The 26350-nt window shown below is 71.7% G+C and carries 27 protein-coding genes and 1 pseudogene; 18 read left to right on the forward strand and 10 right to left on the reverse strand.

Annotation, left to right across the window (positions count from 1 at the left end; translation table 11 throughout):
* Entirely contained in the window at nucleotides 1-336 is a 336-nt protein-coding gene (locus AB0B48_RS08530; RefSeq protein WP_355004798.1) for an STAS domain-containing protein, read from the reverse strand.
* A 178-nt stretch (nucleotides 337-514) separates the two neighbouring features.
* On the opposite strand from AB0B48_RS08530, the gene hemL reads away from it, so the two are divergent.
* From hemL to ccsB, 6 genes are read left to right on the forward strand one after another with little or no spacing between them, the layout of a single operon-like run.
* A complete protein-coding gene (gene hemL / locus AB0B48_RS08535) occupies nucleotides 515-1852 on the forward strand; it encodes a glutamate-1-semialdehyde 2,1-aminomutase (RefSeq protein WP_357197881.1) in 1338 nt (445 codons plus the stop codon).
* 6 nt (nucleotides 1853-1858) lie between these two features.
* Entirely contained in the window at nucleotides 1859-2506 is a 648-nt protein-coding gene (locus tag AB0B48_RS08540; RefSeq protein WP_355004800.1) for a histidine phosphatase family protein, read from the forward strand.
* Nucleotides 2506-3072, forward strand: coding sequence for a TlpA disulfide reductase family protein (locus AB0B48_RS08545; RefSeq protein WP_357197884.1), 567 nt, complete (start codon nucleotides 2506-2508; stop codon nucleotides 3070-3072). The genes AB0B48_RS08540 and AB0B48_RS08545 overlap by 1 nt, the downstream gene beginning before the upstream one ends.
* Nucleotides 3072-3890 (forward strand): cytochrome c biogenesis protein CcdA, encoded by an 819-nt coding sequence (locus tag AB0B48_RS08550; RefSeq protein WP_357197887.1) that lies wholly within the window; start codon nucleotides 3072-3074, stop codon nucleotides 3888-3890. Before AB0B48_RS08545 ends, AB0B48_RS08550 begins: the two co-directional genes overlap by 1 nt.
* Nucleotides 3890-5533 (forward strand): cytochrome c biogenesis protein ResB, encoded by a 1644-nt coding sequence (locus AB0B48_RS08555; RefSeq protein ID WP_357197890.1) that lies wholly within the window; start codon nucleotides 3890-3892, stop codon nucleotides 5531-5533. Before AB0B48_RS08550 ends, AB0B48_RS08555 begins: the two co-directional genes overlap by 1 nt.
* Nucleotides 5533-6498, forward strand: coding sequence for a c-type cytochrome biogenesis protein CcsB (gene ccsB / locus AB0B48_RS08560; protein WP_355004804.1), 966 nt, complete (start codon nucleotides 5533-5535; stop codon nucleotides 6496-6498). Before AB0B48_RS08555 ends, ccsB begins: the two co-directional genes overlap by 1 nt.
* Before the next feature lie 53 nt (nucleotides 6499-6551).
* Here the strand turns inward: ccsB and AB0B48_RS08565 are convergent, their stop codons facing one another.
* Nucleotides 6552-6752: a hypothetical protein gene (locus AB0B48_RS08565; protein ID WP_357197894.1), complete on the reverse strand. Its 201-nt coding sequence runs from the start codon at nucleotides 6750-6752 to the stop codon at nucleotides 6552-6554.
* A 366-nt stretch (nucleotides 6753-7118) separates the two neighbouring features.
* Between AB0B48_RS08565 and AB0B48_RS08570 the strand changes: the two genes are divergently transcribed.
* On the forward strand, nucleotides 7119-7925 hold the full coding sequence (locus AB0B48_RS08570) for a helix-turn-helix transcriptional regulator (RefSeq protein ID WP_357197897.1): 807 nt from the start codon (nucleotides 7119-7121) through the stop codon (nucleotides 7923-7925).
* Nucleotides 7916-8104 carry a DUF397 domain-containing protein gene (locus AB0B48_RS08575; protein ID WP_357197899.1) on the forward strand — a complete coding sequence of 63 codons (189 nt, stop codon included), beginning with the start codon at nucleotides 7916-7918 and terminating at the stop codon, nucleotides 8102-8104. Before AB0B48_RS08570 ends, AB0B48_RS08575 begins: the two co-directional genes overlap by 10 nt.
* Nucleotides 8105-8218: 114 nt before the next feature.
* Here AB0B48_RS08575 and AB0B48_RS08580 read toward each other — a convergent pair whose 3' ends face one another.
* A complete protein-coding gene (locus AB0B48_RS08580) occupies nucleotides 8219-8695 on the reverse strand; it encodes a MarR family transcriptional regulator (protein WP_357197902.1) in 477 nt (158 codons plus the stop codon).
* An 82-nt stretch (nucleotides 8696-8777) separates the two neighbouring features.
* On the opposite strand from AB0B48_RS08580, the gene AB0B48_RS08585 reads away from it, so the two are divergent.
* Nucleotides 8778-9332 carry a carboxymuconolactone decarboxylase family protein gene (locus AB0B48_RS08585; protein WP_357197905.1) on the forward strand — a complete coding sequence of 185 codons (555 nt, stop codon included), beginning with the start codon at nucleotides 8778-8780 and terminating at the stop codon, nucleotides 9330-9332.
* 24 nt (nucleotides 9333-9356) lie between these two features.
* Here the strand turns inward: AB0B48_RS08585 and AB0B48_RS08590 are convergent, their stop codons facing one another.
* Nucleotides 9357-10232 (reverse strand): alpha/beta hydrolase, encoded by an 876-nt coding sequence (locus AB0B48_RS08590; protein WP_357197908.1) that lies wholly within the window; start codon nucleotides 10230-10232, stop codon nucleotides 9357-9359.
* A 273-nt stretch (nucleotides 10233-10505) separates the two neighbouring features.
* On the opposite strand from AB0B48_RS08590, the gene AB0B48_RS08595 reads away from it, so the two are divergent.
* The gene (locus tag AB0B48_RS08595; protein WP_124854289.1) at nucleotides 10506-11966 is read left to right on the forward strand and encodes a menaquinone biosynthesis decarboxylase; all 1461 of its coding nucleotides are present in this window, start codon (nucleotides 10506-10508) and stop codon (nucleotides 11964-11966) included.
* A complete protein-coding gene (gene mqnP, locus AB0B48_RS08600) occupies nucleotides 11966-12877 on the forward strand; it encodes a menaquinone biosynthesis prenyltransferase MqnP (protein ID WP_357197911.1) in 912 nt (303 codons plus the stop codon). Before AB0B48_RS08595 ends, mqnP begins: the two co-directional genes overlap by 1 nt.
* On the opposite strand, the gene AB0B48_RS08605 is transcribed toward mqnP, so the two are convergent.
* Entirely contained in the window at nucleotides 12866-13852 is a 987-nt protein-coding gene (locus AB0B48_RS08605; protein WP_357197914.1) for a terpene synthase family protein, read from the reverse strand. The genes mqnP and AB0B48_RS08605 overlap by 12 nt on opposite strands.
* 152 nt (nucleotides 13853-14004) lie before the next feature.
* On the opposite strand from AB0B48_RS08605, the gene AB0B48_RS08610 reads away from it, so the two are divergent.
* The gene (locus tag AB0B48_RS08610; RefSeq protein ID WP_355004816.1) at nucleotides 14005-14634 is read left to right on the forward strand and encodes a UbiX family flavin prenyltransferase; all 630 of its coding nucleotides are present in this window, start codon (nucleotides 14005-14007) and stop codon (nucleotides 14632-14634) included.
* A gap of 144 nt (nucleotides 14635-14778) precedes the next feature.
* Here the strand turns inward: AB0B48_RS08610 and AB0B48_RS08615 are convergent, their stop codons facing one another.
* Nucleotides 14779-15045: a BldC family transcriptional regulator gene (locus AB0B48_RS08615; protein ID WP_007454516.1), complete on the reverse strand. Its 267-nt coding sequence runs from the start codon at nucleotides 15043-15045 to the stop codon at nucleotides 14779-14781.
* A 270-nt stretch (nucleotides 15046-15315) separates the two neighbouring features.
* Here AB0B48_RS08615 and AB0B48_RS08620 point away from each other — a divergent pair, with 270 nt between their 5' ends.
* From AB0B48_RS08620 to AB0B48_RS08630, 3 genes are read left to right on the forward strand one after another with little or no spacing between them, the layout of a single operon-like run.
* A complete protein-coding gene (locus tag AB0B48_RS08620; protein WP_091395696.1) occupies nucleotides 15316-15774 on the forward strand; it encodes an Lrp/AsnC family transcriptional regulator in 459 nt (152 codons plus the stop codon).
* Between the two features lie 50 nt (nucleotides 15775-15824).
* A complete protein-coding gene (locus tag AB0B48_RS08625; protein ID WP_357197918.1) occupies nucleotides 15825-16655 on the forward strand; it encodes an SDR family NAD(P)-dependent oxidoreductase in 831 nt (276 codons plus the stop codon).
* A gap of 32 nt (nucleotides 16656-16687) precedes the next feature.
* Nucleotides 16688-17779 carry a PLP-dependent cysteine synthase family protein gene (locus AB0B48_RS08630; protein ID WP_357197921.1) on the forward strand — a complete coding sequence of 364 codons (1092 nt, stop codon included), beginning with the start codon at nucleotides 16688-16690 and terminating at the stop codon, nucleotides 17777-17779.
* Nucleotides 17780-17871: 92 nt separating this feature from the next.
* On the opposite strand, the gene AB0B48_RS08635 is transcribed toward AB0B48_RS08630, so the two are convergent.
* From AB0B48_RS08635 to AB0B48_RS08650, 4 genes are all read right to left on the reverse strand, one after another.
* A complete protein-coding gene (locus AB0B48_RS08635) occupies nucleotides 17872-18492 on the reverse strand; it encodes a putative glycolipid-binding domain-containing protein (RefSeq protein WP_357197933.1) in 621 nt (206 codons plus the stop codon).
* 102 nt (nucleotides 18493-18594) lie between these two features.
* A complete protein-coding gene (locus AB0B48_RS08640) occupies nucleotides 18595-20472 on the reverse strand; it encodes a DEAD/DEAH box helicase (RefSeq protein WP_357197936.1) in 1878 nt (625 codons plus the stop codon).
* A gap of 344 nt (nucleotides 20473-20816) precedes the next feature.
* Nucleotides 20817-22352, reverse strand: coding sequence for a hypothetical protein (locus AB0B48_RS08645; RefSeq protein ID WP_357197924.1), 1536 nt, complete (start codon nucleotides 22350-22352; stop codon nucleotides 20817-20819).
* 114 nt (nucleotides 22353-22466) lie between these two features.
* Nucleotides 22467-24026: a C40 family peptidase gene (locus tag AB0B48_RS08650; RefSeq protein WP_357197927.1), complete on the reverse strand. Its 1560-nt coding sequence runs from the start codon at nucleotides 24024-24026 to the stop codon at nucleotides 22467-22469.
* 239 nt (nucleotides 24027-24265) lie between these two features.
* On the opposite strand from AB0B48_RS08650, the gene mqnE reads away from it, so the two are divergent.
* From mqnE to AB0B48_RS08665, 3 genes and pseudogenes are all read left to right on the forward strand, one after another.
* Entirely contained in the window at nucleotides 24266-25435 is a 1170-nt protein-coding gene (gene mqnE / locus AB0B48_RS08655) for an aminofutalosine synthase MqnE (protein WP_091395685.1), read from the forward strand.
* Nucleotides 25436-25458: 23 nt separating this feature from the next.
* Nucleotides 25459-25896, forward strand: coding sequence for a hypothetical protein (locus AB0B48_RS08660; protein ID WP_357197930.1), 438 nt, complete (start codon nucleotides 25459-25461; stop codon nucleotides 25894-25896).
* A gap of 73 nt (nucleotides 25897-25969) precedes the next feature.
* Nucleotides 25970-26215: pseudogene (locus AB0B48_RS08665) on the forward strand (DUF4229 domain-containing protein); the annotation flags it as partial.
* Nucleotides 26216-26350 lie beyond the last annotated feature (135 nt).

The raw sequence follows: 26350 nt of genomic DNA on the forward strand, positions 1-26350 counted from the left end.
TCAGCCGGTGGGCTGGTCGTTACGGATCATCAGGGCACTGCGCAGGCCGGTGATGTCCAGTACGCGGATCAGGAAGTCGCCCACGTGCGTCAGCATCAGCAGGCTCTGCGCGTGGCTGGCTTTGCGGCTGAGCACGACAAGGGTGCCCAGGCCCTGCGAGTCGCAGAAGGTGACGCCGCCGAGGTCGAGGATGATCTTCGGGGGTGGGTCGGCCAGCACCTCGTTGACGACGGTGGAGAGCTGGGCCGCTGTGAGCATGTCGATCTCACCGGCCAGGCGCAAGACTGCTTCGTCGCCCGTCCGGTGTAGCGTGATGGACAGTTCGGCACGATCCACCCGGTCAGCCTAGCGCGATCCGACCGACCTGGCCTGTCGAGGCCGCGAGCCGTCACCGTCCAGGCCACGAGGCCCCCGTGTCGGCGCTGCTGACCGGCGCGGGTCACAGGTGAGCCGGGTAACCCCACCACGGGGTGGCTGCTGGTTGGCCGTCCGGCGCTGTCACAATGGCGGCATCGTGACCGACATCTTCTCCGCCGGATCCGGCCGCTACCCAGCCGACGCGCCGGCCTCCGAGGCCCTGTTCGACCGCGCCCGCGCCATCGTGCCGGGCGGGGTGAACTCCCCTGTGCGCGCCTTCCAGGCGGTCGGCGGCACCCCGCGTTTCATGGTCCGTGGTGAGGGCCCGTGGCTGTACGACGCCGACGGTCGCCGCTACGTCGACCTGGTCTGCTCCTGGGGTCCGCTGATCCTCGGGCACGCCCACCCGGAGGTGGTGGAGGCCGTCCAGGCCGCCGCCGCCCGGGGCACCAGCTTCGGCACGCCCACCCCCGGTGAGGTGGAGCTGGCCGCCGAGATCGTCGCCCGGACCCCGGTCGAGCAGGTCCGCCTGGTCAACTCGGGCACCGAGGCGACAATGTCGGCGATCCGGCTGGCCCGCGGCTTCACCGGCCGCTCGAAGATCATCAAGTTCGCCGGTTGCTACCACGGCCACGTCGACGCGCTGCTCGCCGCCGCCGGCTCCGGCGTGGCCACCCTGGGCCTGCCCGACTCGCCCGGCGTGACCGGCGCGGCGGCCAGCGAGACGATAGTGCTTCCGTACAACGACATCCGGGCCGTCGAAGAGGCCTTCGCCGCCGAGGGCCCGCACATCGCCGCGGTGATCACCGAGGCCGCCGCCGGCAACATGGGTGTGGTGGCCCCCCGCGACGGCTTCAATCAGCAGCTCGCCCGGATCGCGCACGCCCACGGCGCCCTGCTGGTGGTGGACGAGGTGATGACCGGGTTCCGGGTCTCCCGCGCCGGGTGGCACGGCCTCGACGCCTCCGACGCGGACCTGTGGACGTACGGCAAGGTCATGGGTGGCGGCCTGCCCGCCGCGGCGTTCGGCGGGCGCGCGGACATCATGGCGCGGCTCGCGCCGGCCGGCCCGGTCTACCAGGCCGGCACCCTCTCCGGTAACCCGCTGGCCTGCGCCGCCGGCCTGGCGACCCTGCGGCTCGCCGACGACGCGCTGTACCAGCGCCTCGACGAGACGGCCGCCGTGGTGGGCAAGCTCGCGTCCGACGCGTTGGCCGCCGCCGGAGTCCCGCACCAACTGTCGTACGCGGGCAGCATGTTCTCGATCTTCTTCACCGACGCCGACGTGGTCGACTACGACAGCGCGCGCACCCAGCAGGTGCCCGCGTTCAAGGCGTTCTTCCACGCGATGCTCGCCGCCGGCGTCTACCTGCCGCCGAGCGCGTTCGAGTCGTGGTTCGTCTCGGCGGCGCTCGACGACGCCGCTCTGGAGCACATCGCCGCCGCGCTGCCCACCGCAGCGAACGCGGCGGCAGCGGCTGGTCACGGGGGGTAGACAACCTTGAGCAAGACTGTGGTTCACGTGCTGCGGCACGGCGAGGTGCACAACCCCGATCAGATCCTCTACGGCCGGCTGCCCGGTTTCCGCCTCTCCGAGCTGGGTGTGCAGATGGCCAAGGCCGCTGCGGAGGGCCTGGCCGAGCGGGAGATCGTGCACGTGGTGGCCAGCCCGCTGGAGCGCGCCCAGCAGACCGCCGAGCCGATCGCCGCCCAGTTCGGGCTGCCGGTCGGGGTGGACGAGCGGCTGATCGAGAGCGCCAACTGGTTCGAGGGCAAGAAGGTCTCTCCGGGTGACGGGTCGTTCCGCGACCCGCGCAACTGGTGGGTGCTGCGCGACCCGGTGACCCCCTCCTGGGGTGAGGCGTACCGGGTGATCGCCGAGCGGATGTTCGCCGCCGTGCACGCCGCCCGGGTCGCCGCCGAGGGACGCGAGGCGGTGCTGGTGTCGCACCAGCTCCCGATCTGGACGTTGCGCCGTCACGTAGAGCGCAAGCGGCTCTGGCACGACCCGCGCAAGCGGCAGTGCGGCCTGGCGAGTCTGACCTCGTTCCACTTCGACGGCGCGAAGGTGGCGGGCATCGGCTACAGCGAGCCGGCCGCGCACCTGATCGCCCTCTCCGCGACCGCCCGGACGGCCAAGGGGGCCTGATGAACGCCCGGAGGTGGACTGCCGGTCTGCTCGCCACCGTCGCCGCGGTGGCGCTGGTCGGCTGCACGTCCGGGGGCGGCGGGGAGAAGCAGTGCACCAGCGACGGCCTCACGATCACCTGTGCGCCGGACCAGCGGTCGAAGACGCCCAAGGTGGTCGGCGAACTGCTCACCGGTGGCCAGTACGACGTCTCCCAGGCACGCGGTCAGGTCGTCGTCGTCAACTTCTGGGGTTCCTGGTGCGCGCCCTGCCGCGCGGAGGCTGACGACCTGGAGGACACCTACCAGGCCACCAAGGCGTCCGGGGTGACCTTCCTGGGCATCAACGTGCAGGACAGCAAGGACAAGGCGATCGCCTTCGAGCGGGGGCGGGTCACCTACCCGAGCATCTTCGACCCGTCCAGCAGCCAGGCGCTGAACTTCGACATCCCGCCCAATTCCACGCCGGCGACGGTGGTCCTCGATCGCGACGGCCGGATCGCCGTGGTGATCCGTCGCGCCGTGACCAGGGACGAGCTACGGCCGATCGTCGAACGGGTCGCCGCCGAGAAGCCGGCGCCGAACTGATGGGCGAGACCTTCCGGGAGTTGGCCCTCAGCGGGCCGCTGCTGCTCGCCATCGGCGCGGCGGCGCTCGCCGGCCTGGTCAGCTTCCTCTCCCCGTGCGTCCTTCCGCTCGTCCCCGGCTACCTGTCGTACGTGACCGGTCTGGCCGGCGCGGACCTGGAGGGCCGGCGGCCGCAGGCCGATCCCGTGCCGGCCGGCGGGGGTGTCGCGGTCAAGGAACGGGTCGCGCGGGTCGGCGCGGTCAAGGGTCGGGTGCTCGCCGGGACGCTGCTCTTCATCGGCGGCTTCACAGTCGTCTTCGTGGCCACCGCGATCCTCTTCGCCAGCATCGGTCGGGTGTTCTTCGACTACAAGCGCGAGTTGCAGATCGGCGTTGGTGTGCTGGTCATCGTGGCGGGGTTGAGCTACCTCGGGATGATCCCGGCCCTGCAACGGGAGTTCCGGATCTCCCGGTTGCCATCGGCGGGGCTGCTTGGCGCACCGGTCTTCGGGGCGGTCTTCGCGCTCAGTTGGGTGCCCTGCACCGGCCCCACCCTCGGCGCGGTGATGGGCATGGCCACCGCCAGCGGCCAGAGCGACCGGGCCGTGGTGCTCGCCGTGGCGTACTGCCTCGGGTTGGGGATACCGTTCGTCGTCTTCGGGCTGGGCTTCGAACGCCTGCTCGGGGTCTTCCGCGCCGTCCGGCGCAACAGCCGCTGGGTCACCCGGGTCGGCGGCGCCCTGCTCATCCTGATCGGTCTGGCCCTGGTCACCGGTGGATGGCAGAGCTTCGTGATCTGGCTGCAGACCACCGTCGGGGTGGGCGAGGTGAGCATCTGATGACGGTCGTCGACGACCGACCGGAGACCGCGGCGCCCGCGCCACGCCGCCGGCCGAACCGGCTGCTGGCCCTGCTGCGCAACTCGTGGCGGCAGCTCACCAGCATGCGTACGGCGCTGATCCTGCTCTTCCTGCTCGCGATCGCCGCCATTCCCGGCTCGGTGCTGCCGCAGCGCGGAATCAGCCCGGAGAAGGTCAACGAGTACTTCGTCGACCACCCCGACTGGGCCCCCCGACTGGACCGGATCGGCGCGTTCGAGGTCTTCGGGTCGGTCTGGTTCTCCGCGATCTACCTGCTGCTGTTCACCTCCCTGATCGGCTGCATCACGCCCCGGCTGCGCGACCACGTCCGCACGCTGCGGTCCCGTCCGCCGGCCGCGCCGAAGCGGATGGCCCGACTGCCGCAGCACACAGTGCTGCCCGCCCCGCCCGGTGGGGCGGCGGCGATCGCGGAGGTGCTGCGCAAGCGGCGCTGGCGCGTCGAGGTGCGCGGCGACGAGGTCTCCGCCGAGAAGGGCTACCTCAAGGAGACCGGCAACCTGCTGTTCCACACCTCGCTGATCGCTGTGCTGATCGGGGTGGCGCTCGGTTCCTGGTACGGCTGGAGCGGCAACCGGCTGCTGGTGGCCGGCGCGGACAACGCGTTCTGCAACACCCGCCAGCAGTACGCCGAGGCGAAGCTCGGCCCCCAGGTGGACAGCGCCGACCTGCCCGGCTTCTGCCTGCGGCTGGACGACTTCCAGGCCCGGTTCCTGGCGTCCGGCCAGCCGGAGTTCTTCAACGCCAGGGTGACAGTCAACGGTCCGGACGAGCCGACCCGCAGCGCCGACTTCTCGGTGAACTCGCCGCTGCGCCTGAACGACGCGAGCGTCTACCTGCTCGGCCACGGGTACGCCCCGGTGATCCGCTACACCGACCGGTTCGGCAACAGCCAGATCAGTGACGAGCCGTTCCTGACCACCGGCGACATGGGCCTGACCAGCGAGGGGCTGGCGGCCTTCCCGGACGCGAACGTCGACCCGGCGACCGGCCAGCGCGCACCGGATCTGCAGATGGCGTTCACCGGCATCTACCTGCCTACCGCGCCCGAGCAGGCGCCGTTCGTCCGCTCGCAGTACCCGACCGAGCGCAACCCCGCGCTGAACCTGGTCGCCTACCGCGGCAACCTCGGCCTGGACGCCGGTATCCCCGGCTCGGTCTACCAGCTCGACCAGCGGCAGGTGCGGGCCGGCAAGGTCAAGGAGGTCGGCACCAAACTGCTCCGCAAGGGCGAGACCTGGAAGCTGGACGACGGCACGACAGTCGAGTTCCTGGGCACCGAGCGGTACGTCACCCTCTCCGTCCGGCACGATCCCGGCTCGACGATGCTGCTGGTCAGCTGCGGCGTCCTGCTGATCGGGCTGATGGGTTCGCTGTTCGGAAAGCGCCGCCGGGTGTTCTTCCGGGTGGTGCCGGCCGACCCCGGGGACGGATCTCCGACGAGCGGTAGTAGCTTGATGGAGGTCGGTGGGTTGCCGCGCACCGACTATCCAGGGTTTGCCGACGAGTTCACCCAGCTGGTCGCCGCCGTCAGCGGTGCCGAACGGGCTGGTGCTGGCGCTGACTCCGCTGACCGGGCCGGCGTGCGAGAAGGAGCCGAGTGATGTCCGCACTCTCCGACAATCTGGTGACATTCGCGATCCTGGCGTACCTGGTCGCGATGATCGGCCACGCCGTCGAGTACGCGCTGGGCAACGCCCGTACCCGGGTCGCCACGGCGGCTCCGGTGCGCGAGTTGGTAGGTGCCGGTGGCGTCCCGACGCCGTCCGCGCCGGTCCCTTCGCCACCGACGGTCGACCGTTCGGCCGGGCGGGCCCGGCTCGCGGGCCTGATCGGGGTGGGCGCCACCGCGGTGGCCGCCGCGCTGCACCTGGGGGCGCTGGTCACCCGTGGGCTCGCCGCGGACCGGATGCCGTGGGGCAACATGTACGAGTTCGTACTCACGGTGACGTTCATCGGGGTGGCCGCCTGGCTGGTGGTGCTCTGGAAGCGGCCGTCGCTGCGTAAGCTCGGGCTCTTCCTCACCCTGGTGATGGTGCTGCTGGTCGCCACCGCCGAGCTGGTGCTGTACGTGCCGATCGTGCCGCTGGTCCCGGCGCTGAACTCGTACTGGTTCATCATCCACGTCTCGACGATCGTCTTCGCGTCCGGCATCTTCCTGCTCGGCGTGGTGCCGGCGGTCGGCTTCCTGATGCGCAGCGGGTACGAGCAGGGCAAGCGGAGTTTCCCGTACATCCTGGCGAAGCGGCTGCCCGGTGCGGCCGGCCTGGAGCGGCTGACCTTCGCGCTGCACGCCTTCGCGTTCCCGATCTTCACCTTCGCGGTGATCGCCGGTGCCATCTGGGCCGAGGCGGCCTGGGGTCGGCCGTGGGGCTGGGACCCGAAGGAGACCTGGGCATTCATCTCCTGGGTGGTCTACGCCGGCTACCTGCACGCCCGCGCGACGCCCAGTGTGAAGCGCAACGTGGCCACCTGGATCGCGGTGCTCGGCTTCCTCACCGTGCTGATGAACCTGTTCGGCGTGAACATCTTCTTCACCGGCCTGCACTCGTACGGCGGGCTGGACTGACCTGGACGTGGAGCGCGGGCCGGTCACGGATTCCGTCAGTGACCGGCCCGCGTCTACGGGGTGGGTCGCCAGGCCCGCATGGCCCGCTCGACCTGGACGGTGACCTGGTAGGACACCTCCGGTAGATCAGCCAACTCGATCCGCTCACCGCGCATCGCCAGTTGGGCGTGCAGCTCCCGGGCGACGGCGTCACGAAGCTCGACCAGCAGGGGCGACAACCCGTCCGGGTCGCCGACGACGTACGCGTCCGACATGAATCCACTCTGCTCCTGCGTCCCGCCGTTCGGCCAGGCACGGTGAGATGTGTCTGCCGGGCTTGACCCGGCCCTGGGCGGCGATATGGCGGTGTCCCGCGCGTGGTCGCCCGTTGATCCACTCGGCTTTCAGGAAGTCGGGGTGTCCTGCGGCCCGGGACGCCCCGACTTCGCGAAACCCGAGTAGATCTTGTCGTCGCCCGTCGCCCGTCGCCCGTCGCCCGTCGCCCGTCGCTCCCCGGGTCGGGTCGCAGCCCGCGTTACCCCGATATGCGCGTCACGGCATGACGCAGCGTTGAGCGCTCGCTACCGTGCGGCAGGTGGGGTTGTGCGACCCCCGACAATCTCGGCGGAAGGTGGGGTGCGGTGACCACAGCGGTGTCCACGGCGGCGCTGATCCGGGAGCAGCTCCGGCGGTCCCGGCTCGCGGCCGGGCTGACTCAGGAGGAGTACGGCAAACGCGCGCACTACTCGCCGTCCATGGTGTCGGCCGTCGAGCTGGGGCACACGGCGCCCAACGAGGCGTATCTGACCCGGGCCGACGAGGTGCTCGACACCGGCGGCCTGCTGACCTCGCTGCGCGAGCTGGGTCGGCGCGACGGCGAGCCGATCTGGTTCCGCCCCTGGCTGGAGGTCGAACGGGTCGCCACCCAGCTGCGCTGCTTCGGAGCGACGATGGTTCCCGGGCTGCTGCAGACCGCCGACTACGCCCGTGCGGTGTTCCGGCTCGACCTGGGGCTGACCGCCGACCGGGTGGAGGAGTTGGTGGCGGCCCGGCTGGAGCGGCAGACGACCCTCGACCGGGAGCACCCGCCGCAGCTCACCGCTGTGATCGACGAGGCCGCGCTACAGCGCTTCGCGGAAGGCTGCGCCGGGGTGCTGGCCGGGCAGCTCCGGCACCTGGTGGCGTGCGCCCGCCGCCCGCACATCAGGGTGCACGTGCTGCCGCAGGGTGTGGGCCTGCACGCAGGCCTCTTCGGGCCGTTCATCCTCGGCCGCACCGCCGACGGCAGTTGGCTCGGCTTCCTCGACAACCAGACCGGCGGCACCGCCGTGGACGACATCTTCGAGGTGGCGACCCTGCTCGGAAGGTGGGAGAGTCTGCGCAGTGACGCGCTGCCCCGGCAGCAGTCGATCGACCTGCTCGAGGAGATCGTGAAGCCATGGATCTGACCGGAGCCCGCTGGCGCAAGTCCACCCGGAGCGGCAACGACGCCGGCGCGTGCGTCGAGGTCGCCGACAACCTGCCCGGCCGGGTGCACGTCCGCGATTCCAAGGACCGCGACGGCGACCTGCTGACCTTCAGCCCGGCCGCGTGGCGGGCCTTCGTCGAGCTGGCCCGCACCCACTGACTGCCCGCCGAGCAGCGCAGCCGGTCGTCGGCCCGCGATCAGCCGCCAACCACGCAGCCGGTCGGCGGCCGACGATCAGCCGCCAACCACGCGCAGCCGATCGGCAGCCGACGATCAGCCGCCGAACCAGCCGGGCACGTCGAGCCGGAACCAGTTGGCCGAGGCCATGGTGCCGAGGTCGTCTTCCATCGCGGTGACCCGTTCCGGGCCGAGCGTGTCCGCCCACTGTGCACGCAGCCGGTCGAAGATCTCGGCCGAGCGGCGTAGCCCGTCGGCGCCGCGCGGCGTGACCCGGACCAGCCGCCGTCGGGCGTCGGTGGGGTCGTCGACCCGCTCCAGGTAGCCGACGGCCACCAACCGGTCGACGGTCTTGCCGGCGGCCTGTTTGGAGATGCCCAGCCGTTGGCCCAGCTCGGTGGCGGTGGTGCCCTCCGCGCCGACCGCCTGGAGCACGAACCCGTGCAGTGGTCGCAGCTCCGGATGCCCCTCCCGGGCCAGCTCGGCGTGCAGATCGTCGATCAGCGTCCGGAAGCCGGCCAGCAGCAACAGCGGCAGCGCGAAGCCGGGGCGCGCGGGATCAGCGCTTGCCATGTTCGACAACCACGTTTACTATTTCGTCAACCACGTTGACCATCTTACGTCGTCCGATCCAAGCTCTGGAAAGTAGGCAGCTATGCCCGTCTTCACCGCTCACACCGCCGAGACCGCGCCCGCCGCCGCCCGACGAGCCATCGAGGGCGTACACGGCCGGTTCGGCTGGCTGCCCAGCGCGGTGGCGCTGATAGCCGACTCGCCGCAGTTGCTCACCGGCTTCCTCACCGCCAGCGCGGGCTTCGAGCAGACCGACCTCGCCCCGCTGGAGCGGGAGGTGGTCATCCTGACGGTCTCCACCAGTCACGAATGCCAATTTTGCGTCGCCCTGCACAGCGGCAAGCTCACCCAACTCGGCGCGACCGCCGAACTGATCACTGCGCTGCGTGCCGGCTCGGCGCTGCCCGAACCACGCCTGGAGGCGCTGCGACGGTTCACACTGGCCGTGCTCGACCACCGGGGCGCAGTGCCGGACGACGAACTGGACGACTTCCTGGCCGCCGGCTACCAGCCCCGGCACGCGCTGGACGTGGTGCTCGGCGTCGGTGCGTACACCATGTCCACCTTCGCCAACCGGCTCACCCGGGCACCGCTCGACCCGCCACTGGCCGCCCACGCCTGGACGCCCGCCGCCTGACCGCTGACACCTGCGGCCCCCTGCTCAGGCCGCTTGGAGGAAGTCACGCAGCAGGGCGAGCATCTCGTCCGGACGCTCCTCGTACAGCCAGTGCCCGCAGTCCTCGATCACCTCGCCGCGGACCGTGTCGGCGTACCGGCGGACCTGCTCGGCGACCTGTCCGCCGAGGCTGGCCGCCGATCCAACGGCCAGCACCGGCATGGTCAGCTTCGTGCCCCGGTACGCCGCGTTGTCCGCGATGTCCTGCTCGAACGCCCGGAAGTAGGCGAAGCTGGCCCGCAGATGTGCCGGGTCGCGCAGATGGCTGGCGAATTCCTCGATGTCGGGCGCGCTGATGCTGCCCTTGCGCACCATCAGCGCGTCGGTGAACCTGTCCACCCAGAGCGACTCCCGCCCGTCGACCAGTGCCTCCGGAAGCCCGTTGCCGAGGGAGAAGTAGCCGAAGTTCCACACCCCTGGCCCGGCCGAGGTCAGCGCGGGGAACGTGTAGATGCTCTCGTCGGGGATCGGCGCCTCGGTGAGCGCCAGCCGGCTCACCCGCTGCGGATGGGCGGCGGCGTACGCGTACGCCACCATGGTCCCCAGGTCGTGCCCGACCAGTCGAAGGTCACTGACCAGGCCGAGCTGGTCGAGTAGTCCGTGCAGGTCGGCGGCGACCGTCTTCTTGTCGTACCCGGTGTCCGGGGCGTCGCTGCCCCCGAAGCCGCGCAGGTCGGGCGCGACAACGTCGAAGGAGCGCCCCAACTCGGGCAGCAGGTGCCGCCACATGTACCAGCACTGCGGGTACCCGTGCAGCAGCACCAGCGGCGGGCCGGCGCCGCCACGGACGTAGTTCATGGTGATCTGGCCGACCCGTGCCCGTTGCTCGGTGAACCCCGCCGGAACCCGTTCCACGCCCATCGCCGCCTCCGCCCGCCGTCCGTCCGCCTGCCCGGCTACCCGCTCACCCGCCAGCCATGCCCGCGAGGTTCGGGTCCTGCCGGTTGATCCACTCGCCTTCCTTGAGGTCGCGGTGTCCGGCGGCCTGGGACACCGCGACTTCCTGAAAGCCGAGTCGATCTGGGCCCGCCGCCCGCCGCCCGCCGCCCGCCGCCCGCCCTGACAGGGGGCGATCGCGAGCGTCACAGCACCCGGCTTGGGCCGTTCGGGAGCCCGTGCGGGAGACTGGGTGACATGGCGGCTCGTGGCTTCCCGTACACCGATCTCAAGGACTTCCTCGCGGCGCTGGAGCGCGCGGGGGAGTTGCGCCGGGTCGACGTCCCGGTCGATCCGACCCTGGAGATCAGCGAGGTGGTCACCCGGACGGTGCGGGCCGGCGGCCCGGCGCTGCTCTTCGAGCGTCCGACCCGGGGCGAGATGCCGGTGGCGATCAACCTGTTCGGCACCGAGAAGCGGATGGCGATGGCCCTCGGGGTGGAGAACCTCGACGAGATCGGCGCGCGGATCGGCGAGATGCTCAAGCCGGAACTGCCGCAGGGCTTCTCGGGCATGATGGGCGGGCTCGGCAAGGTGATGCAGCTCAAGTCCATGCCGCCGAAGAAGGTCAAGACGGCCCCCTGCCAGCAGGTGGTCTACCGCGGCGACGACGTCGACCTCAACCGGTTGCCCGGGCTGCAGGTCTGGCCGGGCGACGGCGGGATCTTCCACAACTTCGGGCTGACCCACACCAAGCACCCCGAGACGGGCAAGCGCAACCTCGGGCTCTACCGCCTGCAGCAGCACTCGCACAACACCATCGGCATGCACTGGCAGATCCACAAGAACTCCACGGCGCACCACGCGGTCGCCGAGCGGCTCGGGCAGCGCCTGCCGGTCGCGATCGCCATCGGTGCCGACCCCGCGGTCGCCTACTCGGCCAGCGCGCCGCTGCCTGCGGACATCGACGAGTACCTGTTCGCCGGTTTCCTGAGCGGCGAGCGGGTGGAGATGGTCGACTGCCTGACCGTGCCGCTGCAGGTGCCGGCGCACGCGCAGATCGTGCTGGAGGGTTACATCGAGCCGGGCGAGCGACTGCCGGAGGGCCCGTTCGGCGACCACACCGGCTTCTACACGCCGGTCGAGCCGTTCCCGGTGATGCACATCGAAGCGATGACCATGCAGCGCAACCCCGTCTACCACTCGATCGTCACGTCACAGCCGCCGCAGGAGGACCACGGCCTCGGCAAGGCCACCGAGCGGATCTTCGCACCACTGCTGCGCTTCCTGATCCCGGACATCGTCGATTACAACCTGCCCGCCGCCGGGGTCTTCCACAACTGCGCGATCGTGTCGATCCGTAAGCGCTACCCGAAGCACGCGCAGAAGGTGATGAACGCGATCTGGGGCGCGCACATGATGTCGCTGACCAAGCTGATCGTGATCGTCGACGAGGACTGCGACGTGCACGATTACAACGAGGTGGCCTTCCGCGCCTTCGGCAACGTCGACTACTCGCGCGACCTGCTGCTCACCGAGGGCCCGGTGGACCACCTCGACCACGCGTCGTACCAGCAGTTTTGGGGCGGCAAGGCGGGCGTCGACGCGACCCGCAAGCTACCCACCGAGGGCTACACCCGCGGCTGGCCAGAGGGGATGAGCATGAGTCCCGAGGTCACGTCCCTGGTCGACAAGCGCTGGAAGGAGTACGGAATCTGATGGCCGTCATCGACGCACCGGCGGTGAAGCCGGGCCGGACCAGGTCCTTCCTGAAGCTCGTCGCCGTCGAGCACTCCGTCTTCGCGCTGCCGTTCGCGTTCCTCTCCGCGCTGGCCGCCATGCAGATCAACGGCGGCCGGGTACGGTGGCTCGACCTGTTGCTGATCACCGTGGCGATGGTCGGGGCGCGGACGTTCGCGATGGCCGCCAACCGGATCCTCGATCGCAAGATCGACGCGCGGAACCCGCGTACCGCCGGTCGGGAACTGGTCACCGGAGCGGTGAGCGTGCGGACGGCCTGGACCGGCGCGGCCGTCGCACTCGTGGTCTTCCTCGTCGCCGCCGCCCTGCTCAACCCGCTCTGCCTGGTGCTCGCGCCGCTCGCCGTGGTGCCGCTGGTCGTGTACCCCTACGCCAAGCGGTTCACCAACTGGCCGCACGCCATCCTCGGTATCGCCCAGGCGGTCGGCCCGGTTGGCGCCTGGCTGGCGGTCACCGGCACCCTGGACGGGTCCGGGCCGGCCTGGCTGCTCGGCGCGGCGGTGGGGTTGTGGATCGGCGGCTTCGACCTGATCTACGCCTGCCAGGACTCCGAGATCGACCGGGAGATCGGCGTGCACAGCGTGCCCGCCCGGTACGGTCGGCGCTTCGCGCTGCACGCCTCCTCCGTCGCGCACGTGGTGACCTTCGCGCTGTTCGTCTGGTTCGGTGCGCTGATCGGTCTCGGCTGGCTCTGGTGGATCGGGCTGGCGTTGACCGCCGTGGCGTTCGCCTACCAGCACCTGGTGGTCACCCCGACCGATCTCAGCAAGGTCAACCGGGCGTTCTTCACCGCGAACGGGTTCGTCGGCATCGCGCTGTTCTTCTTCGCCCTGCTCGACCTGGTGATCCGGCTCGGCCTACGGCCCTGAGGTCGGCGGGCTGGTGCTGACCGGGTAGCGGGCGCTCTCGAAGGTCCAGTCGATGGTCCCGCGCACGGCGTTCGCGATCCCGTCGAGATGGTGGGCGACCGTCTCGTCCAACGCCGGGCCGAACGAGGGCACCGCGGCTCGCAACGCGACGAAGCGCCGCATCGCCTCCCGCCAGTGCTCGGCGGCCCGCTCGGCCGCCTCCGCCTCCGGAACGCCCAGTTCGGCCTCGATGGCGAGGACCAGATTGTGCCCGCCCGAGGTCGCCCGGTCCCGTTTCAGCGAGGCCAGGTCGTTGTACCAGGAGAGCAGGTCGTTGCCGGTGCGGGCGATCTGACGCAGCAGCGGGTGGTGGTAGACCGGGTCGGGCAACGGTCGGCCGCTGACGAACTCCACGAGCGGGTACGACACCTCCGCCGCCGAGGTCGACCGACGTAGCTCGACGTACTCGTCCACGCTCGGACGGCGGCCGGCCTCCTTGCTGACGGCTTCCTGCCAGGTGCCGTCGAGGTGCCGGGCCACCGCGTCGGCGAAACGCTGCCGCCACCGTGCCGGCATCCGGCGGCGCGGCTCCCGCCAGGCCAGCACCAGCAGTCGGCGCAGCGGGCCGGTCAGCCCGGCCTGCCGCAGCCGGGTGCCGTCGTGCAGGAGTGCCAGGGTGCCGTTGCGCAGCGCCCGGATCTGCTCCGGCGTCAACCGGTCCGGCCCGTCGCAGGCGTCATCGACCAGAAAGAACCAGGTGAACATCGCGGCCAGCACCCGCAGGTCGGCTTCGGTCGCCGCCGGGTAGAGCCGCGCGGCGTACCGGGCGAAGGCGCCCTGGGACAGCCGGCGCAGCGCGGCGTCGTCCAGTGGAAAGCCGAGCTCGGGCAGCAGATCGAGCAGCCAGTCCTGCACACGATCGACGTGTGGTGGTGGAAGCCGGGGCGGGATCGGACATTCGGCACGCAGCGCCCGGAGGATCTCGCCGGTCGTCACCGATGCCTCCTCCTCGAGATGGAGCCGGTGCGAATCGCCAGCGGCAGCATGTCAGATCGGCCGGTTGCGCCGGTGCCCCGCCCGACATGTCGGACCGGACCAACCACGGGGGTGCCCACCAGCGGACCAGCCGGACCAGGCAGGCTGGGGGCATGCGGGAACCATGGGTGGTCGGGGTCTCCGGTGCCTCCGGCACGCCGTACGCGGCGGCCGTCATCGGCGGACTGCTCGACGCGGGCGAACCGGTGGACCTGATCGTGTCCCGGGCGGCACGACTCACAGTGCTCGACGAGACCGGCCGCCCCTTCCGTGACGGGCACTGGGCCGAGGACCTCGCCGCCTGGCTGGATCGGGACCTGACCGCGGCGGATGTGCGGCACTGGCCGGCCGGCGACCTGGCCGCAGGGCCGAGCAGCGGCTCCTACCGGGTACGCGGAATGGCAGTGGTCCCGGCCAGCACTGCCGCCTGCGCGGGCATCGCGATCGGGCTCTCCAAGGACCTGTTGCAGCGTGCCGCTGAGGTCAACCTCAAGGAACGCCGTCCCGTGGTGCTGGTCCCCCGGGAGACACCGGTGACCCGCAGCCACCTGGAGCACCTCATCGCCCTGCACGACGCGGGCGCGGTGGTGCTGCCGGCCAGCCCCGGCTTCTACGGCGCCGGGGCGGCGGCCAGCGCGCAGCAACTGGTCGACTTCGTGGCCGGCAAGGTGCTGGACGCGCTCGGCGTCCCGCACACCCTGTTCCGGCGATGGTCCGGCCAGCTCGGCGCAGCCCGGAGCTGAGCCGTCCCGCGCGTGCTGAGCCGTCCCGCTCGCGCTGGGCATGGTTGTGCTGCTCAGCACGAGCGGTGTTGCCGCCCGGCGGTTGGCCGAAGCGGGACGCGGACCGGACTGGTGTCCGGTCCGCGTGGCGTTGTCCGCACCAGTTCAGTACATGCCGGCGTTGGCCGGACCCGGCCCCGTGGATGCTGCCGGCCCCACATTGCGTGGCTTACCGACCTCATCCACTTCGTCCAGCATGCCCTCCCCCTCAAGCAGGGCTCGCACCTCGGATTCCCGAAACCGGCGATGCCCGCCTGGAGTCCGGATGCTTCCTATCCGGCCGGCCGCCGCCCATCTCGTCACAGTTTTCGGGTCTACCCGAAACAGCGCGGCGACCTCACCCGGTGTCAGCAGGCGATCTCCAGTGTCCACAGCCCCCTCCTCGCGTCGACGAAGCCCCCGGCTGAACACACTGCCCCCGGCTGGTGCGTAGCCCAGAGCCGTCATGAGGGACGTATGGCAATTACAGCACCAGGGACATGGCCTGTCCGCCCAAACGCGAAAAATGCACTGAGTGGGGAGTTAGTAATGTTACTGGTGCTACCTCGGCCCTGACCGGCGGTTTATGAACAGTGACTCACCGCTCAGTCCAACGGGTGCCGAAGGCCGCACGTTACGCATCAGCGGTTAAGGTGACTCTCTGTGGATGCCATCGACCTGAGCCTCGTCGACCTGCTGCGCGGCAACGCCCGCCTCTCGTACGCCGAGTTGGCCCGTCAGGTGGGTCTCTCGGCGCCGGCCGTGCACGAGCGGGTCGGCAAGCTGGAAAGCAGCGGCGTCGTCCGGGGTTACCGCGCGGATGTGGCCCCGGAGTCGATCGGGTTGGGTGTCACGGCGCTGATCGGCATCGTCGAGGACTCCGGCGCCGACAGCGACGACATGCTGGAGTCGCTGCGGGTGCTGCCCGAGATCGAGTCCTGCTACTTCATGGCCGGCGTGGAATCGTTCCTGCTCAAGGCGCGGGTCGGCACGATCGCCGAGCTGGAGCAGTTGATCGTGCGGTTGAACCGGACGCCGGGGGTGGCCTCCACCCGTACCGCCATCGCGCTCTCCACGAAGTGGGAGAACCGCCCCCAGCCGGTCGGGCCGCCCGCGGCCTGACCGCCGCGTACCCCTGGTGTCGCCCGGGCGGCCAGCGGTAGCGTGCGCCGATGACCCAGCCTGCGCGCCCCGTGGCCGTGGTGACCGGCGCTGCCGGCGGCCTGGGCCGTGCCATCGCCACCGCGCTGCACACCGACGGTTGGTCGGTGCTGCTCACCGACCTTGACCCGGTGGCGGTCCAGAGCGCCGCCGCGCCGCTCGGCGGCTGGTCGGCCGCCCTTGACGTCCGGGACGAGGCCGCCTGCGCCGCCGTCGCCGCGACCGCGGCAGGCCGGGGTGACCTCGCCCTCTGGGTCAACAACGCCGGCATCCTGGTCACCGGTGCGTCGTGGGAGCACGACGCCGCGACCCGCCGTCGGCTGCTCGACGTGAACACCCACGGGGCCATGAACGGCACCCTCGCCGCGCTGACCGTCATGCGCGCCCAGGGCCACGGCCACGTGCTCAACGTCGTCTCGCTGGCCGGGCTGATCGCCGCGCCCGGCGAGACGGTGTACGCGGCCAGCAAGCACGCCCTGCTGGCCTTCAGCCTCGGCACCCTGTCCGACCTGCGGATGGCCGGGTACCGGCGGGTGCACGTCTCCTGCCTCTGCCCGGACGGCATCTGGACCCCGATGCTGCACGACCGGCTGGACGACCCGGGGGCGGTGGCCTCGTTCACCGGATCGATGTTGACCGCGCAGCAGGTGGCGGCGCGGGCCGTCCGGCTGGCCCGCCGGCCACGTCCGGTGGTCAGCCTGCCCCGCTGGCGGGGAGCACAGGTGCGCCTGTTGGACGCACTGCCCAGGCTGGCCGTCGCACTCACCCCGATCGTCCGGGCCGCCGGCCGCGCCGGTCAGCGCCGCCAACGCCGCAGGTCAACGCCGCCGGACCCGCGCTGACCACCCCCGGCCCGCTTGCTAGGTTTCCGAGCGTGACTCATCTCGACCGGTGCGACGAATCCAGCCGAACCTGGGTGACCGAGGCGATCGCCGCCGTCGAGGCAGACGCCAACCGGTCCGCCGACACCCACCTGCTGCCGTTCCCGCTGCCCAGGGAATGGGGGATCGACCTCTACCTCAAGGACGAGTCGTCACACCCCACCGGCTCGCTGAAGCACCGGCTCGCCCGTTCACTGTTCCTCTACGGGCTCTGCAACGGCTGGATCGGGCCGCGCACCACGATCGTCGAGGCGTCGTCGGGTTCCACGGCGGTCTCCGAGGCGTACTTCGCCCGGATGCTGGGCCTGCCGTTCATCGCGGTGATGCCCTCCTCCACCTCGCCCGAGAAGATCACCCAGATCGAGTTCCAGGGCGGTCGGTGCCACCTGGTCGACGACCCGGCGAGCGTGGTGGTGGAGGCCCGGTGGCTCGCCGAGGACTCCGGCGGGCACTTCATGGACCAGTTCACCTACGCCGAGCGGGCGACCGACTGGCGGGGCAACAACAACATCGCCGAGTCGATCTACGCGCAGTTGGAGCTGGAGCGGCACCCGATCCCCGCCTGGGTCGTGGTGGGCGCCGGCACCGGGGGCACCAGCGCGACCATCGGCCGCTACGCCCGGTACCGCCGGCTCGCCACCAAGCTCTGCGTCGTCGACCCGGAGAACTCGGCGTTCTACCCGGCCTGGCTGGCCGCCGACTGGTCGGTACGCACCGGGAAGGGCTCCCGCATCGAGGGGATCGGCCGGCCCACCGTGGAGGCGTCGTTCCTGCCCTCGGTGGTGGACCGGATGGTCCAGGTGCCGGACGCGGCGTCCCTGGCCGCCATGCGCGCCGGCTCGGCGCTGCTCGGCCGACGGGTGGGCGGGTCCACCGGCACCAACCTGTGGGGCGCGTTCGGACTGATCGCCGCGATGCTCGCCGAGCGTCGGACCGGCTCGGTGGTCACCCTGATCTGCGACCCGGGTGACCGGTACGCCGACACGTACTACGCCGACGACTGGGTGGCCGCCCAGGGCCTCGACCTGGCTCCGCACCTGGCCACCATCGAACGCTTCCTGGCCAGCGGGACCTGGCCCGCCTGAAGCGGTCAGCGGAGCCCGGCCCGCCCGGGCCGTCAGCGGGGCACGACCCACTCAGGGCCGATCGGCCGAGCCACTGGCCGTCACGAGGCTGATCAGCGCGGATCGATCCGTTCGGCCAGCCCGGGGTAGCGCACCACGTAGCCGCTGTCGTCCAGATCGATGTCGGCTGTGAAGGTGCCGCTGGCGAAGCGCACCCGACCGGGCCCGCGCCCGGTGTAGATCTGCTCGGCCGGCACCACCTCCAGGCCGGGCAGAAGCACCCAGGCGACTGTGATCCGGTGCGCCACATCGGCCGGCTCCGCCGCCATCCGAAGCCGGTGGACCGGCAGGGTGTTGAACAGCGGCGAACCGCTCAGGTCGACGTCGAGCGCGTCGGCCAGCCGGTCCGGGTCGTCCGTACCCGGCAGGCCGGCCCGGGGATGACCGGCCGCGACCAGGGCGGCGTCCAGGTCGCCCTGCTCGGCGGTGGTCACCCGCCAGCGGCCGGCGGCCCGCTCCAGGGTCACCCGGCGCAGCCAGCCGAGACCCTCTGCCTCGACCTCGACGCGGGTGGTGGCCCAGTCCGGCGTGGTGGTCAGCTGATAGCGGGCGGTCCACGGGATCGGGTCCACGGCGAGCAGAGTGCCGCGGGCCGTCAACCCGTGGCCGTCGTCGAGCAGTACCTGCTCGCTGCCGGCGGTGTCCGTCCGGGACCAGAAGATCGACTTCGGCATGGTCGGCATGAGCCGGACGTTACGCGACCTGCTCGGTATCGGCAGGGCATGCGCGAACGCCGCCGCGAAGCCTGGGCTTCACGACGGCGTTCGGTGGATCAATCAGTAGGTACGAGCTGCCGGTCGCCCGCCGAAACCGCGCCGGTCGTCACGCGGGCGGTCCTCGCGGGGCCGGTCGTCGCGGGGCCGGTCGTCCCGGACCCGGCTCTCCGGGCGGAACCCACCCCGAGCGTCCCGGTCGCCGAAGCGCCGTTCACCCTGCGGCCGGTCGCCGAAGCGCCGCTCGCCGGTCGGTCGGTCGCCCCGACCGTCGCGGTCACCGAACTGCGGCCGGTCGCCGAAGCGGCGCTCGCCCTGCGGCCGGTCGCCGTACCCCCGGGTGTCCCGATCGGCGTAACGCCGCTCGCCCTGCGGGCGGTCACCGTAGCCCCGGTCACCCTGCGGTCGGTCGCTGTGCTGCCGGTCGCCGAAGCGGCGCTCGCCGGTGGGCCGGTCGCTGTAGCCCCGGTCACCCTGCGGTCGGTCGCTGTGCTGCCGGTCGCCGAAGCGGCGCTCGCCCTGCGGTCGGTCGCTGTAGCTCCGGTCACCCTGCGGGCGGCCGCCGTAGCCCCGGTCACCCTGCGGGCGGTCACCGAAGCGGCGCTCGCCGGTGGGCCGGTCGCCGTAGCGCCGCTCGCCCTGCGGTCGGTCGCCGTAGCGCCGCTCGCCCTGCGGCCGGTCGCCGTAGCGCCGCTCGCCTCCCGTGCGGTCGCCGAACCGACGCGGTCCGCCCGAGCGGTCGCCGTAGCCCCGGGGCTCCGCCTCGACGCGGACCGGGACGCCACTGGGCTCGCGGGCGCCGACCAGCTCGGCCAACGCCGCGTCCCCGACCCGGACCCGGGTCTCGGCCGGCGCGACGCCGGCCTTCTCCATCATCGCCAGGGTGGTACGGCGCTGCTTGGGCAGCACCAGCGTGGCGACCGCGCCCGACTCGCCGGCCCGGGCGGTACGCCCCGCGCGGTGCAGGTAGTCCTTGGGGTCCTTCGGCGGGTCGACGTGCAGCACCAGGGTGACCCCGTCGACGTGGATGCCTCGCGCCGCCACGTCCGTGGCGACCAGCACGTTCATCCGGCCCTCACGGAACTCGGCGAGCGTCTTGGTGCGCATCCGCTGGGTCTTGCCGCCGTGCAGCCCACCGGCGCGTACGCCGACGGCCGCGAGCTGCTCGACCAGCCGGTCCACACCGAGCTGCGTGCGGGCGAAGACCATGGTCCGGCCGTCCCGGGCGGCGATCGAGGCCGCCACCGGGAACTTCTCGTGCGGCGGGATCAAGAGCATGTGGTGGTCCATGGTGGACACAGAGGCGGTGGAGGGTGCCGTGGAGTGGGTGACCGGGTCGGTCATGAACCGCTTGACCAACGCGTCGACGTCACCGTCCAAGGTGGCCGAGAAGAGCAGCCGCTGACCGCCCGCGGGCGTCTTCGCCAGCAGATCGGTCACCTCGGGCAGGAAGCCCATGTCGGCCATCTGGTCGGCCTCGTCGAGCACCGTCACCTCGACGTCGTCGAGCTGGCAGATGCCCCGCTCGATGAGGTCGCCGAGTCGGCCCGGGGTGGCCACGATGATCTCCACACCGCGGCGCAGCGCGTCGATCTGACGGTCGTACGGAACGCCGCCGACGGCGGTCTTGAGGAAGATGCCCACGGACTTGCCCAACGGCACCAGGGCGTCGTTGACCTGCATGGCCAGCTCGCGGGTGGGCACCAGGACCAGGGCGCGCGGACGCATCGGCCGGGCCCGGTTGCGGTTGGCCAGCCGGGCGATCATCGGCAGACCGAAGGCGAGCGTCTTGCCCGACCCGGTCTGCCCGCGGCCCAGCACGTCGCGGCCGGCGAGCGCGTCCGGAACGGTGGCCCGCTGGATCTCGAACGGGCTGGTGATGCCCTGCTGGGCCAGCGCGCGGACCAACTGCTCCGGAAGGCCGAGAGCGGCGAAGCTCATCGGCTCGGCGGTCTCGGTCTGAGCGGTCGCTACCGCAGGGGTGCCGGCCTCGCTCGGGGCGACGTCGAGCTGCTCCCGGGCGGCGTCGGCCGCCGGGACTGAGTTGAAAACGGACGTAACGGTGCTGTGGTCAGCAGAGGTGGTCAACAAAAACCTTTCGAGCGGGGCGCATCTTCGCGATGGCCTGCCGCGGCTGTGCCGCCGGATCGCCCGCAAGATCGCCCAGGGGCGCACACCACGCGCGCCGGGTCAGTGATCTCAACCAGTGTACGGCGGTCTGGCGAAGCCGCCAGTCGGTTGACCGACCGTAGTGGGCGGACTCACCATCGCCGGCGCTCGCTGGCTCACCCGTTGAGCACGCTGCCCACCAGACCGTCCAAGGCGTCGCCGGCCAGCAGGACGACCATGACACTGATGGCGACCAGCAGCCCCAGAGCGGCGGCCAGGACGATCATCACCCGGGCGTTACTGGACCGTTCGGCCGGCGTGTCGGACCACCCCTGGGCCAGGATGTGCCCGGTCAGCGAGCCGGAGGTCTCCACCGCGTTGGCGGGTATCGCGACAGTGGTGAAGCCGGCGCCCTCGCCGTTGCCGTAGACGGTGCCAGCCAGGTCGGTGCGGTTGTCGCGCCGTCCACCACGGGCGGCGGCAGCGTCCCGTCCGGCGGAGCCAGCCGGCGGGCCGCTCGGCGGCGCGGTCACACGCGAGTTTCCGGCGTTCGCGGTCGACGAAGGTGCCCCGGCGGTGGACGGTGGCCAGCTCGGCAGTGCTGGTGCGGGCACCACCGGCGGCGCGGAGACGGCTGCACCGGCCCAGCCGGCACCGGACGTCGGGCGGGTCGCCCCAGCGGGGGACGACCACCCGGCCGGTGGTGCGGAGACCGAGGCGCTGCCCCGTACGCCGGGCGTGTCGATCATCGCGGGCGGCGGCGGAAACGGCGGTGCCGGCATCGGGCCGGGCGGGGCCGGCGGTGCCGGCACCGGCGGACCGGGTGGCGGCAGCGGCGGGCTCGGGACGGGCGGCGTCGGCGGACCGGGGATGGGCGGCATCGGCGAGGGCGGCGGGGACGGCGGGCCCGGAAGGGGTGGAACCGGACCGGGCGGCGGCGTCGGTCGGGGACCCGGCGTCGGCGCCGGACCGGGCGGGTACGGACCCGGGGCCGGCGCGGGTTCCGGTTCCGGTGGCGAGGGCTGGGTCGGCCCGGGGTCGGGTGGCGTGGGGTCCGGCTCCGGCTCCGGAGTCGACGGCGTCGGAGGTTGGGCCGGCTCGGCACCCACCGGCGCGGCTCGATAGACGGCGGGCGCGCTCTCGCGACGGTCCGGGGTGCCCAGGGCGCTGGCAGTGCCCCGGCTGCTGCTCGGGACCGTGGCGCTGGCCCGGGCCGGCGCGGAGGAATCGCTTCGCTGGCCCGGCAACGACACGTCGGCTGGGCTGGCCGAGCCGGTCGCACGGTAGGTGGTCGCGGTGACCGGAGCGCTGGCCGGCAGGTCACTGCGGAGAGCGCCGGCGGTCACGACGCTGGCACGTGCGCGTACCGGTGCCGCCGCCGGGCTCTGGCGCTCGTCGCCGGCCGCCGCGTCGTCATCGGCGTCGGTGGAGTCGTCAGCGATGACCGCTGCCGTGCCACCGCTGACCGCTGTGCCGCTGACCGCCGTGCCGCTGACCGCCGGGGCGGCGTCGCTGGCGGCGGAGCCGGCGTCCGTCGAGCTGGTGTCGCTGCCTGTCGAGCCGGCGTCCGTCGAGCTGGTGTCGCTGGCAGCCACCGGCTCGGCGGTGTCCGGCCCCGGTGGGCCGGGCTGGTCGACGGTGTCCGGCCCTGGTGGGCCGGCCTGGTCGACCACGGGGTCGACAGTCTCCGCCGGATCTCTCTGCTCGGCCATTTCCGCCCTCCGCGCCGTGCTCGCACCCGGACCCGTGACGTCGGGTCGGATGTGCCTGGTTGTCACGGTGCCACAGATCTTCCCGAGCGGACAGCCGGAGCCGGTCGTGGCGGATCAGCCCGTGGCGCTGGGGCTGCCCGTCGCGCTGCCACTGCTCGACGCGCTCGTGCTGGCCTTCGGCGTGGTCGTCGGAGGCGTGCTGGCCGGCGCGCTGGTCGTTGCCGGAGGCTGGGTCGTCGGAGGGTTGCTCGCAGTGCTCGACGGCTTCGGCGTGGTGCTGCCTGTCGGAGTGGGCGTCGGGGTGGTCGTCAGCGTCGGCGTCGGCGTGGGCGTCGCGCTCTCGGTGGGCTTCGGGGTGGTGGTCTTCGTCGGCGACGGTGTCGGCGTCGGCTTGGTGGTCTTCGTCGGCGACGGGGTGGGCTTCGGGGTCGAGACGGGCGGGGTCGGGTTGGTCACGACCGGTGCCGGCACCGCGCCGATCACCCGGGTGGCGGCGTACAGCCGGGACCAGCGGACGACCGAGATCTTGACGACGTCGCCAGTGGTGGGCGCCTGCACCATCTTGCCGTTGCCGATGTACATGCCGACGTGGTGGATCGTCGTCCAGCTGCTGCCCGAGGCGAAGAACAGCAGGTCGCCGGGGAGCAGCGCGCTCTGCGGGACGGTGCGGCCCCGGGTGGCGGCGTACTGGTCGCGGGAGACACGTGGCAGGTCGAAGTAGTCGGCGCCGGGGGACCGGTACGCCGCCCACATCAGGCCGGAGCAGTCGAACTGGTTCGGCCCCTCCTCGGACCATTTGTACGGGTCGCCGAGCTGGGCGAGCGCGTACCGGACCGCGGCCAGTGCCCGGGGGTGCGCGGCCATGCCGCTGATGCTCTGGTTGGAGACGTAGCCGGCACCGATCTGCTGCTCGGCGGCTTCCTGCTGACGTTCGATCTCGATCAGCGCGGCGGCGTTGTCCCGGCGCAGCTTGAGCAGGCTCGCCTCGGCGGTGCGCAGCGCCGTCTCACCGGCGGTGAACTCCGCCTCGGCGGCGGCGAGCAGATCCTTGGCCTGGCTGTGCTTCTGGTACGCGGCCTGCTCGCCCGCGCGGGCCCGGAACAGCTCCCCGGCCACGCCGGTGGTGCCGCCGTCGACCTTCTCGCCACGGGTGATCGCCTGGAGGCGGCTGAGCCCGCGGATGTCCTGGGCGAAGTCGCCCGGCGGCAACGCGGCGGCGGCCTTGACGGCCTCGGCGGCGGCGGTGTCGGCCGTCTGCTGGGCCCGGAGCAGGGCGTCCTGCGCGGTCGCCAGCGCCTTGCCGGCCGCGTCGAGCTGCGCCTGGGCGTCGACGCGTTTCTGCCGCCTCACCAGCAGATCCTCGCCGAGCGCGCCGACCTGGACCTCACCGGCGGAGATCGCGGTGGCCAGCGGACCGTTGCCGATGTTGACCACCGGAGGGGCGGGCACGCCGGCGACCGGCGCGCCGCCGGGCAGTTGGAGCGAGCCGGTGACCGCCGGGCGCGAACCCGTGTCCGGCACTGTGGTCGGCACGCCGGGCTCCGCGTACGCGGGGGTGGCCAGCACGGCTGCGGCGATCGCGCCGAGCAGGGCGGCCCAGAGCTTCGGACGCAGGACCGGCGAGATCACCGGGCTCCGTCGTCGCTGCCGTCGCCCGCGCCCGCTGTAGATCATGCCGCTCCCCGTCCAACCACTCGTCTCCGCGCTCGGTGGGCGCGACCGCCGGGACGGTACCAGTGTGTGTGTTCCGCCCCACGTTGTTACTACCGCACCGCGCCACTCATGTCGATGTGTTGTCGGGTTACGGGAGGCTGAGAGTCTGGTGAGGTGGGTCGCTGCCAGCGACCGTGCCGCCGGGCCCGTCGGTGTCGCGACGTACGCTCGATCCGGACCGCAGGTGGAAGGGACGTGCCATGGACGCCGGACTCAAGCGTGAGCTCGAAGCGAAGGTGTACGCCGGTGAACGGCTGACCCGGGAGGACGGGGTCGCCCTCTACGAGAGCGACGACCTGACCTGGCTGGGGCGGCTGGCGCACCACAAGCGCACCGAGCTGAACGGCGAGCGGGTGATGTTCAACGTCAACCGGCACCTCAACCTGACGAACGTCTGCTCGGCGTCCTGTGCGTACTGCTCGTTCCAGCGCAAGCCGGGCGAGAAGGACGCGTACACGATGCGCATCGACGAGGCGGTCCGCAAGGCCAAGGAGATGGAGGACGAGCAGCTCACCGAGTTGCACATCGTCAACGGCCTGCACCCCACGCTGCCCTGGCGCTACTACCCCAAGGTGCTGCGCGAGCTGAAGGCGGCGCTGCCGAACGTCAAGCTCAAGTGCTTCACGGCGACCGAGGTGCAGTGGTTCGAGAAGATCAGCGGCCTGAGCGCCGACGAGATCCTCGACGAGCTGATGGACGCCGGTCTGGAGTCGCTGACCGGTGGCGGCGCGGAGATCTTCGACTGGGAGGTCCGACAGCACATCGTCGACCACGCCTGCCACTGGGAAGACTGGTCGCGCATCCACGCCCTGGCGCACAGCAAGGGCATGAAGACCCCGGCGACGATGCTGTACGGCCACATCGAGGAGCCCCGGCACCGCGTCGACCACGTGCTGCGGCTGCGCGAGTTGCAGGACGAGACCGGCGGCTTCGCGGTCTTCATCCCGCTGCGCTACCAGCACGACTTCGTCGACTCGGCGGACGGCAAGATCCGCAATCGGATCCAGGCGCGCACCACGATGGCCTCGCCGGCCGAGTCGCTGAAGACGTTCGCCGTCTCCCGGCTGCTCTTCGACAACGTGCCGCACCTGAAGAACTTCTGGGTGATGCACGGGCTGTCGGTTGCCCAGCTCTCGCTGAACTTCGGCGTGGACGACCTGGACGGCTCCGTCGTCGAATACAAGATCACCCACGACGCCGACTCGTACGGCACCCCGAACACCATGCACCGGGACGACCTGCTGCACCTGATCTGGGACGCCGGCTTCCAGCCCGTCGAGCGGGACACCCGCTACAACGTGGTCCGGGAGTACGACAAGGCCCCGTCGCTGGCCGAGCGGCGCGCCGAGCCGCAGCAGGTCTGGGCCTGAGCCACCACGTACCCTCGCAGTCGATGACCGAGCAACGAGGACCTGAGCCGCAGAGCGGGTTTCCCCGCCGGGACGCCGAGGGCCGCATCCGTACCCTGGGCGATCTGCTCGGGGTGTGCCTGGCCGGCCTGGTCATCGGCGTGCTCGCGTTGGTGTTGTTCGACTGGGCGTTCGCCTCGATCGGCGCCGGCGACTTCGGGCACACGAACGGTTGGCTGGCGGTGATCCTGCCGGCCTGGCTGTTCTGGGACGACTTCCGGGCCTGGGAGTTCGGCGCGGCCCGGGTGGTGGCGGCGGTGGTCGCCGCTGCCGTCGGGGTGTTCGCCGGTTTGCTGATCGCCGGTCTGGGTTCGGGGTTGCCGCCGCTGCTCTCCGGGGCGTTGGCGGCGGCGGCGTTCACTGTGGCGTACGCGGCCCTCTGGTTCCCGGGTGTCCGCTGGCTGGCCCGCCGGACCGGCTGACCGCGACCGCCCGTCGGGCGGCTCGACCCTTCCGCCGGCAGTGGCGGGCGACGGAGAGAACGGAGTGGTGCGGGTGAGTGCCGCGCTCAAGTACACGCTGGGCCGGATCGGGCTGTTCGTCGCAGTGCTGGCGGGCCTCTGGCTGGTCGACATGAACGTGTTCCTGAAGCTGATGCTGGCGCTGGTGTTCTCCGCCGCGCTGTCCTTCTTCCTGCTGCGTGGTTGGCGGGACGAGATGGCCGGGGAGATCGCCGAAGCAGCCGAGCGCCGCCGCACCGAGAAGGAACGCCTCCGCTCCGCCCTGGCCGGCGAAGACCAAACCGCAACCCCCACCCCGGACCCCCCCACCCAAACCCCCGACTCACATCGTCGCGCGGATCGTCGACTGGCGGATCTACCCCAACGACACAAACCCGGCGGAGCCGCCGTACGTGGTGCTCGCCGACCCGGAGGG

This window comes from Micromonospora sp. NPDC049089 (assembly GCF_040648775.1).
Classification (GTDB): domain Bacteria; phylum Actinomycetota; class Actinomycetes; order Mycobacteriales; family Micromonosporaceae; genus Micromonospora.

Excerpts from the sequence above, each read along its gene's own strand:
- mqnE (WP_091395685.1), top strand. The coding sequence starts at position 24,266 with ATGGACGCCGGACTCAAGCGTGAGCTCGAAGCGAAGGTGTACGCCGGT.
- AB0B48_RS08590 (WP_357197908.1), bottom strand. The coding sequence starts at position 10,232 with ATGGGCGTGGAACGGGTTCCGGCGGGGTTCACCGAGCAACGGGCACGG.
- AB0B48_RS08610 (WP_355004816.1), top strand. The coding sequence starts at position 14,005 with ATGCGGGAACCATGGGTGGTCGGGGTCTCCGGTGCCTCCGGCACGCCG.
- AB0B48_RS08555 (WP_357197890.1), top strand. The coding sequence starts at position 3,890 with ATGACGGTCGTCGACGACCGACCGGAGACCGCGGCGCCCGCGCCACGC.
- AB0B48_RS08625 (WP_357197918.1), top strand. The coding sequence starts at position 15,825 with ATGACCCAGCCTGCGCGCCCCGTGGCCGTGGTGACCGGCGCTGCCGGC.
- AB0B48_RS08635 (WP_357197933.1), bottom strand. The coding sequence starts at position 18,492 with ATGCCGAAGTCGATCTTCTGGTCCCGGACGGACACCGCCGGCAGCGAG.
- AB0B48_RS08595 (WP_124854289.1), top strand. The coding sequence starts at position 10,506 with ATGGCGGCTCGTGGCTTCCCGTACACCGATCTCAAGGACTTCCTCGCG.
- AB0B48_RS08640 (WP_357197936.1), bottom strand. The coding sequence starts at position 20,472 with ATGAGCTTCGCCGCTCTCGGCCTTCCGGAGCAGTTGGTCCGCGCGCTG.
- AB0B48_RS08550 (WP_357197887.1), top strand. The coding sequence starts at position 3,072 with ATGGGCGAGACCTTCCGGGAGTTGGCCCTCAGCGGGCCGCTGCTGCTC.
- ccsB (WP_355004804.1), top strand. The coding sequence starts at position 5,533 with ATGTCCGCACTCTCCGACAATCTGGTGACATTCGCGATCCTGGCGTAC.
- AB0B48_RS08575 (WP_357197899.1), top strand. The coding sequence starts at position 7,916 with ATGGATCTGACCGGAGCCCGCTGGCGCAAGTCCACCCGGAGCGGCAAC.
- AB0B48_RS08565 (WP_357197894.1), bottom strand. The coding sequence starts at position 6,752 with ATGTCGGACGCGTACGTCGTCGGCGACCCGGACGGGTTGTCGCCCCTG.
- AB0B48_RS08585 (WP_357197905.1), top strand. The coding sequence starts at position 8,778 with ATGCCCGTCTTCACCGCTCACACCGCCGAGACCGCGCCCGCCGCCGCC.
- AB0B48_RS08650 (WP_357197927.1), bottom strand. The coding sequence starts at position 24,026 with ATGATCTACAGCGGGCGCGGGCGACGGCAGCGACGACGGAGCCCGGTG.
- AB0B48_RS08645 (WP_357197924.1), bottom strand. The coding sequence starts at position 22,352 with ATGGCCGAGCAGAGAGATCCGGCGGAGACTGTCGACCCCGTGGTCGAC.
- AB0B48_RS08545 (WP_357197884.1), top strand. The coding sequence starts at position 2,506 with ATGAACGCCCGGAGGTGGACTGCCGGTCTGCTCGCCACCGTCGCCGCG.
- mqnP (WP_357197911.1), top strand. The coding sequence starts at position 11,966 with ATGGCCGTCATCGACGCACCGGCGGTGAAGCCGGGCCGGACCAGGTCC.
- AB0B48_RS08580 (WP_357197902.1), bottom strand. The coding sequence starts at position 8,695 with ATGGCAAGCGCTGATCCCGCGCGCCCCGGCTTCGCGCTGCCGCTGTTG.
- AB0B48_RS08660 (WP_357197930.1), top strand. The coding sequence starts at position 25,459 with ATGACCGAGCAACGAGGACCTGAGCCGCAGAGCGGGTTTCCCCGCCGG.